This window comes from Oceanobacter antarcticus (genome assembly GCF_044962685.1).
Taxonomy (GTDB): Bacteria; Pseudomonadota; Gammaproteobacteria; order Pseudomonadales; family Oceanobacteraceae; genus Oceanobacter; species Oceanobacter antarcticus.
Genome location: NZ_JBBKTX010000023.1, coordinates 1 through 10,715, shown reverse-complemented (window position 1 = coordinate 10,715; position 10,715 = coordinate 1). Strand labels below are relative to the sequence as shown.

General features: G+C 54.4%; 6 protein-coding genes and 2 pseudogenes. 3 read left to right on the top strand and 5 right to left on the bottom strand.

What is annotated here, in order from left to right; genetic code table 11:
* Nucleotides 1-94: 94 nt before the first annotated feature.
* Entirely contained in the window at nucleotides 95-529 is a 435-nt protein-coding gene (locus tag WG929_RS16545; protein WP_416206978.1) for a ketosteroid isomerase-related protein, read from the top strand.
* Here WG929_RS16545 and WG929_RS16540 read toward each other — a convergent pair.
* The 4 genes from WG929_RS16540 to WG929_RS16525 form a co-directional block, all read right to left on the bottom strand.
* Nucleotides 526-1,752 (bottom strand): PepSY-associated TM helix domain-containing protein, encoded by a 1,227-nt coding sequence (locus tag WG929_RS16540; protein WP_416206977.1) that lies wholly within the window; start codon nucleotides 1,750-1,752, stop codon nucleotides 526-528. The genes WG929_RS16545 and WG929_RS16540 overlap by 4 nt on opposite strands.
* A 6-nt stretch (nucleotides 1,753-1,758) precedes the next feature.
* On the bottom strand, nucleotides 1,759-4,131 hold the full coding sequence (locus tag WG929_RS16535) for a TonB-dependent siderophore receptor (RefSeq protein ID WP_416206976.1): 2,373 nt from the start codon (nucleotides 4,129-4,131) through the stop codon (nucleotides 1,759-1,761).
* Between the two features lie 77 nt (nucleotides 4,132-4,208).
* The gene (locus WG929_RS16530; RefSeq protein WP_416206975.1) at nucleotides 4,209-5,210 is read right to left on the bottom strand and encodes a FecR domain-containing protein; all 1,002 of its coding nucleotides are present in this window, start codon (nucleotides 5,208-5,210) and stop codon (nucleotides 4,209-4,211) included.
* A gap of 1 nt (nucleotide 5,211) precedes the next feature.
* Nucleotides 5,212-5,715 carry a sigma-70 family RNA polymerase sigma factor gene (locus WG929_RS16525; RefSeq protein ID WP_416206974.1) on the bottom strand — a complete coding sequence of 168 codons (504 nt, stop codon included), beginning with the start codon at nucleotides 5,713-5,715 and terminating at the stop codon, nucleotides 5,212-5,214.
* A gap of 273 nt (nucleotides 5,716-5,988) precedes the next feature.
* On the opposite strand from WG929_RS16525, the gene hrpA reads away from it, so the two are divergent.
* Nucleotides 5,989-9,933: an ATP-dependent RNA helicase HrpA gene (gene hrpA / locus WG929_RS16520; RefSeq protein ID WP_416206973.1), complete on the top strand. Its 3,945-nt coding sequence runs from the start codon at nucleotides 5,989-5,991 to the stop codon at nucleotides 9,931-9,933.
* 46 nt (nucleotides 9,934-9,979) lie between these two features.
* Here the strand turns inward: hrpA and WG929_RS16515 are convergent.
* Nucleotides 9,980-10,174 (bottom strand): annotated as a pseudogene (locus tag WG929_RS16515) (transposase domain-containing protein); the annotation flags it as partial.
* Nucleotides 10,175-10,199: 25 nt separating this feature from the next.
* Here WG929_RS16515 and WG929_RS16510 point away from each other — a divergent pair.
* Nucleotides 10,200-10,504: pseudogene (locus WG929_RS16510) on the top strand (IS3 family transposase); the annotation flags it as partial.
* Nucleotides 10,505-10,715: the final 211 nt, after the last annotated feature.

Below are 10,715 nucleotides of genomic sequence, written 5' to 3'. Positions count from 1 at the left end.
TAAAAACACTTTTTAGTCACCTCTAGCCTGATCACGACGGCGGTCTGGCGTAGTACTCTGCGTTGAATCGGTTACTTATGAGAATGACTGCCAAATGACCCGTTCCCACACAGAAGCATTGATTTTTAACTACTATCAGGCATTTAACCAAGGCGATATGAACGCCTTTCTGGCATTGCTCTCTGACGATGTCATTCACGATATCAATCAGGGAGAGCGAGAAACCGGCCGTGAGGCCTTTGCCCGCTTTATGGCGCGTATGAATCATCATTACCGCGAAACCCTGAAGGATATCGTGATTCTCAGCAGCCCGGATGGAGAACGAGCCGCTGCCGAGTTTGTCGTGCATGGCGAATACCTTGCCAGCGATGAGGGCCTGCCAGCAGCTTATGGGCAAGGGTATGTGCTACCGGCGGGCGCTTTTTTTGATATTCAGAATGGCAAAATTGCCCGTGTCAGCAACTACTACAACCTCGACGACTGGATTCGTCAGGTAACAGCGGCCGCCCTTGCGGACGGAGTGGTTTAAAGCCTGTCTGGTTGAGTGCGTCGGGGGCTGGTCAGCCGGGTACGCTTGAGCCAGATCAGGATGCCCGTCAGGGATAACATAGCAACCAGTACTCCTAACAAAGACAGTATTATTCTGCCAGTGAGACCCAAAATACGACCGGAATGCAGTGGGTATTGGGCCTGTACAAAAATATCTGCTGCAGTGCCCTTGCCGGTTTCAATTCGAGCGAGGATATCACCGTTGTCACTGTCGATTTGTAACCAGTTTGGCCCCAGTCCGCCATCTCCATGAGCGCCTTCCAGCGTATAAAAACCGACGCCATAGACTTTGTGCAGAGCACCATAATATAGGCCGCCAGGTGGCTTCTTCCAGCCCAGACGCCGGGCTTCGTCGGTGGCGATGGCGAGTATTTGCTCCCGTGTCAGTTGCGGGCTGGCGGGTTCGTTCATGGGGCGAGCAGAGCGGGTGTCGAATGCATCGGGGGTCAGGCTGGATATTTGCCCCAATAGTGGCCTGACCAGCTGATATTCCAGATTCATGGAAATGGAACTGAACGCCACAATCAACAGCAATGGCCAGATCCAGACACCGCCGGAACGATGCAGGTCAAACGTGAGTTTGTGGCCCGGCTGACGCCAGCGGAAACGGAAGGACTTGCGCCATACCCGCCGCGACGGGAAGCTGATTCCCAATGCGATCAGGCAGTCGAGTGTCCAGAATACCGCGACCACTCCCATAAACAGAATGCCCAGTTCGAGACCCAAGCCGTCGGGCAAATGCAGGCTGTAATGCAGCTTGTATAAAAACGGCAACAGGTTTTCTCGGCTCAGCGAGATATCGCCCCAGTGACGCCAGGATTGTGCCGTGCCAGTGTAAGGGTTCATGGCAATCTGGTTATGCGACAGACGCTGTTGCTGACCGCTGACAGGATCCGCTGCTCCTTCGACATAAAGCAGGGTGTTGTGACCCGGCTCCTGATGCAAATCGAGCCAGGTGACTTGGGCGGCAGGCTGCTGCTGTTCGTAGCGGTTGGCCAACTCAAGGGCGGTAAACAGCCGTTGACTTGGCTCCGTGTTGTCCGGGATGGCGGTTTCAAATAATTGGGGATTGAGCCATTCATCCAGCTCATGATCCCAGGAGATGATCGCGCCGGTTGCCCCGGCGACGAACAGAAACAGAGCCGTTGCCAGTCCGATGACCCGGTGACAACGAACCATAAACGGTCGCAGTACATTGACCATGCAGGATTACCAGCGATATTTGATGGAAGCAACTGCCTTGCGGCCTCGAGCTCGATAGCAGTAGCCGTCATGACACAAAGTGTACGTGTTGTCGGCCAGGTTGCTGATATTGAGCGCTGCGCTGGCACCACTTAACCATTGACCCAGCTGCCAGGATGCGCGGGCATCAACAACCGAATAGGCGTCATTTTTCCAGCTGTTGGCAGCATCGGCATAGCTCATACCCACCCAGCGGGCTCCCAGTCCTGCCTCAAACTGGCCAAACTGATAATTACCCCAGGCATTGGCCATGTTGTTGGGGGTGCCAGTGGGTTGATTGCCTTGGTAGCCGTCATTACTGCGGCTGACTTCCGGGTCGAGATAGGTATAGGAAGCGGTCAGGTCGAGGTTGCGGAGGTTGAGTTTACCTTCCAGTTCCAGGCCCTGGGTGCGTAATTCGCCGGTTTGCACATTGAAGTCAGAATTGTTGAGGTCTGTGGTCAGGACGTTGGTTTCGGTCAGATCAAAGAGACTGGCAACAGCAAACAGACGCTGGTTGGCCGATTGGTATTTGACCCCGGCCTCCAGTTGCCTGCCTGCGCCAGGTTCAAACGGGTTGCCATTGGCATCGCTGCCAATATTGGCGGTGAACGAGGTGGCGTAACTGATGTAGGGAGCCAGGCCGTTGTCCAATTCACGAATCAGGCCGAGGCTGCCGCTGGTCGCCTGGTCATTCTGGCGCGTGTCATCTCCATAGAGAATGTCTTCTGTCTGGGTGTTGAGGTTATCTCGGCGGAGGCCAGCGGCCAGATGCCAGTGGTTTGCCCAGGTCATCTGATTCTGCAGGTAGATACCGGTCTGGCGGCTGCGCTGTTGCTCTTGATAAATGCTGCTGCGTTGCGGGAAGTCCTGATGGTAATCCGGTGCCGCAGAATCAATGGCTGGGGCCTCACCCATCAGATAGTCGACATCGGTATTGATGCGATAGTGGTCGATCCCCAGTGCCAGACGGTTACTGGTTGCTCCGGCGCTGTATTGCCATTCGAGGTGAGTGTCGAGTGCCAGCGTGTTCATGGCCTCTTCGATTTCGGCGGCGTCACGTTCAATCACTGTGCCGCTGGTTTCGCCGGAGGCATCGGCGTAGCGGTTGAGGGCGTCGACGCTGCCGAGTGTCAGCGTCTGGTGCAGGCTGAGTACATCGTTGATGGTGTGGGTCAACTCGGTGGTCAGTGCACTCTGGGTTTGATGCAGTTTGTCGTAATCGATATCCCCGGCCCAGAAATCGGTCAGTTGGTCACCGTCCTGATACAACTGTGGTGAACCGGCGGTTTCATAGCGCTGGTGATGAGCCAGGATGGTCAGCTCTGTATCGTCTGAAATACGCCATAACAGGGACGGGGCGATATAGAGGCTGTCATCATTGATGCCAGTGACATCGGAGTCGGCATCACGGGCGAGTGCCACCAGCCGGTAGCTGAGTTGCTCGCTGAGATCGGCACTGATGTCCAACTGTCCTTGGCGATGTTGTTCGCTACCGATTTGCAGCTCTGCAGTATTGCCGGTGTCATAACCTGGACGTTTGCTGACCCGGTTGATCAGTCCGCCGGGCGTCACTTGTCCATAGCTGACGGAGTCGGGGCCTTTGACCACCTCAAGACGTTCAAGGCCAAAGGGTTCGGTGCGGTAGTAAGCCAGCCAGCCGGTATTCAGCTGACGCAAACCGTCACGATAATCGGCTCCGGTGGTGACGGAGTAACCCCGGATAGAGACCTGATCAAAACGCAAGTCCTGCCCGAAAGCCGCTACCTGTACCCCGGAGGTGTAGCCGACCGCCTGTTCAACGGATGTCGCTGCCAGGTCTGCAATCAGATCTGCGGTGACGACGGAAACCGAGCGGGCGGTTTCCATCTGACGTGTCGCCATGCGGCCCAGCGAACCGGTGTTGTTGGCGATATAACCCTCAACTGGCGCAGTGGCGGATTCCCGAGCGAAGCTGTCCTGAACCTTGAGCTTGGGCAGGTTAAAAACACCGTCGGGTGACTGCTGTGGTATCAGTACCAGCGCGCCATTGTTGTTGCGGGAAAGCATCAGATCAGTGCCTTGGATCAGCAGGTCGATCAGATCTGGTACAGAATATTGCCCGGACACGGCGGCGTGACGGATACTGTCCAGTTGTGCTGGATCAAATATCAGAATGGTACCCGTGCTGACTGAAATTTGTGTCAACGTTGTCGCCAGTGGCGCTGCTGGCAGGTCGAACTGCTGTTGCGCTGCCGGGTTGTTTGTTGCAGTGGTCTCTAATGACTGTGCTGCGGCTGATAAGCCGGTCGTCAGCACCAAGGCCAAGGAAAGGGCTTTGAGAGGGAATACCGGTCGGGAATGCGGGCGATGGGTCAACATGAAATACCTTATATCGAGGCTGCTTTCCTTGTATGCCGCATGAGTTGATAAAAAGTATCCGTTGTTTGACTGTTTTTTTATAAGCGTGGCTGAATGGTCAGCCAGACTCCAAACAGATTACTGACTTCCAGCGGGTGCGATTGCGCCAGTAAAGACAAGGTGTCGGGGATGTTGTTGATCGGGAATAAACCGGAGACGCGCTGATTGGCAAGGGTTGGGTGCAGGCGAATATGGCCGCTGAAATAGCGCTGCAATTCAGTCACTAGCTCGGCCAAGGGCAGGTTGTCGGCCGCGAATAACTGCTGGGTCCAGAGCGTGCTACTGATCGACGCAGCTTGCTGGTGCCGGATGCCCAGTTGGTTGAATTGCACCTGCTGCCCAGCCGTCACAATTTGCCACTCTTGTCCTTGATGGCCGCTGACGCGCACACGGCCTTCAAAGACTTGCAGTCGGGTTTGATGCTGTTGCTGTTGCACCGAAAAGCGCGTGCCCAAGGCTTGCAGTTGGGCATCGCGGGTACTGACATGAAAGGGCGCTTCGAGGTAAAGGCCATTTTTGCCAGTGTTGATGAGTATTTCACCTTGTTGCAGTTGGATCTGACGCCGGGATGAAGACAGGCTGACGTCAACCTGGGTGTTGGTATTCAGTTGCAGGCGAGTGCCATCGGCCAGAGTGACATCCAGCTGTTCGCTGGTACGAGTGGTAAAATCGTGTGAATTGAGTACACCGGATTGCCAGGCAAGCAAGCCGCCGGTTGTCATCATCATCACGAGGGTTGACATTGCCCGGCGACGCGACAGCGTGGGGTTTGACTGCAAAATCTGCGCGGACTGCTCGGGCAAGTTACCCAACATGCTTTGCAGGTGTAATGCCCGTTGCCAGGCCCGTTGATGATCCTGGTGCTGGCCCAACCAGCGTTGAAAAGCCTGTTTGGCCGGTTGATCCCAGTCATCGGAGCTGAGCAGCAACCATTCGGCTGCCTGTTCCAAAACGGCAGGGTTCAAGGCCGGATAGGCTGTTGATGTGGTCGGAGTGGATGCTGTCAGGTTGTGGCCATCACGATCGGGTCGGTGTGTCATGTCAGTCATCCATAACGCTCAGGCAGGCAACCAGGGCGCGTTTGATATGGCGCTTAATGGTAATTTCGGCTACCCCCAGGCGAGTCGCAATGTCGCGGTATTTCATGCCTTCGAATTGTGCCAGTAAAAACGCTGCTTTGACGTCAGGCGTCAAGCTGTCGAGTGCCTGACTGACCAGACAGAGCGTTTCCAGAATCAGCTCGCGTTGCTCCGGCGATGGTGCGTATACGGCAGGCTGTTCAGCCAGAGTGGCCAGCCAGGCTTGTTCAATATCCCGGCGCCGAAACCAGCTGATCAGTATGCCTTTGGCTATGGTGGTGAGGTAGGATCTGGGTTCGTTCAGTGACAGTGAACAGGGCTTGCGCAGCAGGCGCAAGAAAGTATCGTGAGCCAGGTCGGCGGACTGCTCATTGCAATTGAGACGGCGGTAAAACCATTGCCGCAGCCAGTCATTGTGATGCTGGTAGAGCTGCTGGATGTCGCTTGATGAGGTGGCAATGGGCACGAGGGTCAATCTCTGTTTTGAGCTTGTTATGCATTATATGCAAATGCAAATCTTTATCAATTGTATGGGGGTGATGGTTGCTGCTTTTGGGCGTCATTACTTTGGCAACCTTTAATCAGCGGGTATTCGCTTCTGACAGACTCTTAGGCGGATATTGTGACTCTATGGGGTCACTTGCCGGTCATTGCCACTCGCGCCATCTGCCCAGTGGCGCTGACACGTCGTATAATAGCCACTCGATTTCCCCCATCTTCGTTGTTTTCAGGATCGCTTTTGTCTTCCGACCACTCTTCAGACCACACCTCCGATCACACTGTGATCGCCGAATCAACGCCTGTCACCATCGATCAGCGGGCCTTGCACCAGGCGATTGATCATTGTCTGATCCGGGATCGCTCCCGTTTGCGGCGTCAGTTGAAAGAGCTGCTGGACAGTCAGCGGCGGCAGCAACCGCTCGACGCGGCGCTGACCAAACTGCTGGCGGGCATTGAAACCAGCCAACAGCTGGTGGCGCAGCGCAGTGACAGTGTGCGCTTGAGCTACCCGGATTTGCCGGTATCGGAACGGAAAGACGAGATTCTGGCGGCCATCAAAAACCATCAGGTGGTGGTGATTGCCGGTGAAACCGGATCGGGCAAAACCACTCAGTTACCCAAAATCTGCCTGGAGGCCGGTCTCGGTCGTTATGGCCGTATTGGCCATACCCAGCCACGACGGCTGGCGGCCCGCTCGGTGGCCCAGCGTATTGCCGACGAGCTGCACACCGAACTGGGTTCACTGGTGGGCTTTCAAATTCGTTTTACCGATCAGAGCAGTGATCGAACCCGTATCAAGTTGATGACCGATGGTATCTTGCTGGCGCAAACCCAGCATGACCGTTTTCTCAATGAATACGATGTCATCATCATTGACGAAGCCCACGAGCGCAGTCTGAACATCGACTTTTTGATGGGTTATCTGAAAAACATGTTGCCCAAACGACCGGATCTGAAACTGGTCATTACCTCGGCGACCATTGACGTTGAGCGGTTTTCTGCCCACTTCGACAACGCTCCGGTGATACAGGTGTCTGGTCGAACCTATCCGGTTGAAACCCGCTACCGAGCACTCGTTCGAGAAACGGAAGACGAAGAAGATCGCACCCTGTTTGAAGGGGTAAACGATGCGTTGGCCGAACTACGTAATGAAGACAAAAAAGGCGGTATTCCCGGCGACGTGCTGGTATTTTTGCCCGGTGAACGGGAGATCCGCGAATGTGCGGAATACCTGCGCCGTGCCAGCTTGCCTGCAACCGATATTCTGCCGTTGTATGCCCGTTTAAGTGGTTCGGATCAGCAACGGATTTTTAAGCCTCATGGTGGTCGGCGGGTGGTGTTGGCGACCAATGTTGCCGAAACGTCGTTGACGGTGCCGGGTATTCGCTACGTGGTCGATTCCGGGGTGGCGCGGATCAGTCGCTACAGTTACAAAAGCAAGGTACAGCGCTTGCCGGTTGAGGCTATTTCTCAGGCCAGCGCCAACCAGCGTGCCGGGCGTTGTGGCCGCACCTCTCCGGGCATTTGTATTCGCTTGTACGAAGAGAGTGATTTCCTCGGTCGCGATGAATTTACTGATCCGGAAATCCGCCGTACCAACCTGGCGGCGGTGATTCTGCAAATGCTGCACCTGGGTCTGGGTCGGTTGCAGGATTTTCCATTTGTTGATCCGCCGGACGAGCGGTTTATTAACGATGGTTTCACGCTGCTGCAAGAGCTGGAAGCGGTTGATAAACAACAAAAACTGACCCCGTTGGGGCGTCAGATGGGGCGTTTGCCGACCGATCCCCGATTGTCCAGAATGATGCTGGAGGCGGAGAGGCAGGGTGCTCTCAGTGAGGTGTTGATTATTGCAGCGGCGTTAACCGTGCAAGACCCTCGCGAACGCCCGCAGGACAAACAACAGCAGGCCGATGAAAAGCATCGTCTCTGGCAAGATGAAGACTCGGATTTTGTCGCATTGGTGAACCTCTGGAATGCTTATGAAGAGCAACGTCAGGAGTTGACCCAAAACCAGATTCGCAAGTGGTGCAGCAAACATTTTCTCAATTACATGCGTATGCGCGAGTGGCGTGATACCCATCGTCAGCTGCACCTGTTGTGCAAGGATCTGGGCCTGACGGCAAACACCCAGGTGGCCAGTTACGAGTCGCTGCACAAGTCGTTGCTGGCGGGCATGCTGAGCCAGATTGGCTTCAAGGGTGAAGGACAGGAATATCTGGGTGCCCGTAATCGCAAGCTGTTTGTTTTTCCGGCGTCAAGCCAGCACAAGAAAAAACCGAAATGGATGATGGCGGCAGAGCTGGTGGAAACCAGCAAGTTGTTTGCCCGCACCGTCGCCAAGATTGAACCGCCCTGGATTGAGGAAATTGGCCAGCCACTGCTCAAATACCAGTACTTTGAGCCGCACTGGCACGAAAAACGCGGTCAAGTGGTGGCGTATGAGCAAAGTATGTTATACGGCCTGATCGTCAATCCGCGCAAGCGTGTGAACTACGCGCTCAGTCACCCACGCGAAGCCTGGGAAATATTGATTCTGGAAGGTCTGGTCGGACAAAAGATTCGTACTCGGGCAGATTTTTTGCAGCGCAATATCGACCTGATTACCGAAGTAACGGAATACGAAGAGAAATCCCGTCGGCGTGATCTGGTGATTGATGACAACTTCCTGATTGATTTTTACCAGGCGCGTTTGCCCGTAGAGATTGTCACGACCCGACATTTGGAGCGCTGGTACAGCACGGCCACTGCCGAGCAGCAAAATGCCCTCAAACTGACCCGCGAATTGCTGCTGAGTGATGCCGCCGCAGGGATCACTGACACGGATTTCCCCGCCGAGCTGGAATGGCAAGGGCTGCAATTTCCACTGAGTTACAAGTTTGCTCCCGGCACAGTGGATGACGGCGTGTCGTTAAGTGTGCCCGTGGCGATGTTGCAGCAAGTTCCATCTGCTCAAGTGGAATGGCTGGTGCCCGGTTTTGTTGCTGAAAAAATTGCACTGATCATCAAGGGGTTGCCGAAAGCCGTTCGCAAGCTGTTTGTGCCGGTGCCCAATACCGTAGAGGAATTCCTGCAAACAGCGCATGTGACCAAAGGCAGTTTGTATTCCTTGCTGGCAGCGTATCTGAATCGGATTGCGCGTCCTCGCATCGAAGTCGAGGATTTGCGCGGTATCGAGTTACCACCTCATATGCTGATCAATATCCAGGTGCTGGATGATGGCAAGCTGATGGCTCAGAGTCGCGATCTGGAGGCATTAAAGTCTGATCTGAGTGAACTCAGTAAAAGTCAGATGCAGACCATGGTGAAACACGAGCTGCAACGGGATAACGTTCAGCGTTGGGACTTTGGTGACTTGCCCGAGGCGACCCAGACTGAGGTGAATGGTCTGCAGGTGCGGGCGTTTCCTTGTCTGAAAGTCGAAAACGAGCAGTTACAGCTGACCGTCGAAGCGGATGCTGAAGCCGCCAGACGCAGTCATCGCCGTGGGCTGGTGGCGCTGTTCCGTAAATCGTTGAGCGAACAGGAGCGGCTGTTAAAAAACAGTATTCAGAAAAAAATGAGTAGCCGCTGGTTGCAAGCCAAGGGTATGGGGACGCAACAATCGCTCACTCATGAGCTGGTGGAGGCCGCTTTCCAGCAGGTGTTTGTACCACTGGATGAGCCGCTGCCCTATAAAGAAGACGAATTTCAGCAACGTGTCTTGCGACGGGCAATGCTGGTTGAGCATGGCGAGCAATTACTGCTGCAATTCATCGAGTGGATGGCCTTGCGTCACAAGGTACTCAAAAGCATGAGCGGGGCCGTCAGCCTCGATCGAGCCATGGCCTACAGCGACATCAAGGTTAATCTGGAACGCTTGCTGAAACCCGGATTCATGCTTGATGCCAGCTGGGACCGGCTGAAGTGCTTCCATCGTTATCTCAAGGCCATGGAATATCGTATCGACAAGCTGCAAGGTAACTTGCCCCGTGATCGTCTCGGCATGACGGAGTACGCCTCGGTGTACGAACCCTTTGTGAAATTTACCGATGGCATGGCGCTGGATGAGCCGTCGGAGTGGACGGATTTTCGCTGGTTGCTGGAAGAGTTCCGGGTGTCGCTGTTTGCCCAGCCGCTAGGAACCCAGGAAGCAGTCTCGCTAAAACGGCTCGATAAACGCTGGCAGGAGTTGACTCGCTAATCAGGGATTTTTGGAGCTGGAAATATTGACCAGGGGGCGTTCTCAATTATTTGCCACGGCCTGTCAGGAGGAAAAATCGTAACCGCTCCATGATCTGATTCCAGGGCAATAATGCCTCTATCGCTTCCAGACTGTCTGCTTGCGACAGGTGAGTGAAGACCGTTTTGAGATAGGCCGCCGATTCCAGCCCATTGGCTTTGGCGGTTTCGATCAGGCTATAAAGATTGGCGCTGGCGTTTGCTTCCGGCAATCGAGGCGGTGCATCAGTCTTGCACTCAGATCGCGGTTCGCAGTTTACCAGTGGCGATTATCAGCTAGGGCTGAAGCAGCATGATCTGATAAGCAGTATGAGTGTGGTGGGCCATTGTGCTGACAATGCAGCGTGTGAAGGATTTTTTGGCGTGATGAAACGTGACCGGATCAATCTGAAAAATTACCGCACAGTGGACGAGACAAGATCGGATATTTTTGACTATATCGAACGGTTCCATAACCCAAGAATGAGACGTAGACTTGCAGCACAAGATCAGAGATTTAGTGCTTTATTAAACCGTCCGTGAAAACGGGGTAGAACCCAAGCTGCCTGGCACTGCGGGCAAGCAGGCTCGGTTCGTATGAGCCTTCATTTCTTTGTCCTTGTTGGCCAATCCGCCAACACATACGGTAGTTTTCAACCCAGTTGTCCAAAATACTGCGTTTAAGCAGCACATTTATTCCGTTCAATCTCCTGCAGTTTTGCAGGATTGAGTGATACCGCTCCTGCAACGTTGCAGTTTCGGGTA